Genomic DNA, 335 nt, shown 5'->3' with positions numbered 1-335 from the left:
AGTCAAGATAGAACGTAAAATGTCAGATCCAAATAATGCAATTAACTTTGAGCCAGGAGCCCAAAGTCTAAACGGGGAAGAGACTTTAAAATATGTTCGTTTTCGTAAAGACCATGAAAATGACTTCGGTCGTGTCAAAAGGCAACAAGAAATATTACAACATCTTAAAAATGAGTTATTTACTATATCAGGTATGACCAAAATTCCAAAACTTATTGGTATGTTGGAGCCTCATTTAGAAACAAATATGCGCACGACCAAAATGCTAAGCTTAGGAAGAGATGTCGTTCTTAATCCTATTGATAATATTGAAACGTTACGTATCCCTATTGAGA

General features: G+C 34.6%; 1 protein-coding gene. It reads left to right on the top strand.

Annotation, left to right across the window (positions count from 1 at the left end; genetic code table 11):
- Nucleotides 1–19: 19 nt before the first annotated feature.
- On the top strand, nt 20–335 hold a 316-nt coding region (locus KH400_RS23265), incomplete at its 3' end, for an LCP family protein (protein ID WP_246590020.1).

Origin of the sequence: Desertibacillus haloalkaliphilus (genome assembly GCF_019039105.1) — a bacterium.
In the GTDB taxonomy this organism is placed as follows: domain Bacteria; phylum Bacillota; class Bacilli; order Bacillales; family KJ1-10-99; genus Desertibacillus; species Desertibacillus haloalkaliphilus.
Note: the sequence above shows the minus strand (reverse complement) of the source record. Positions and strands in the feature narration are given on the sequence as shown.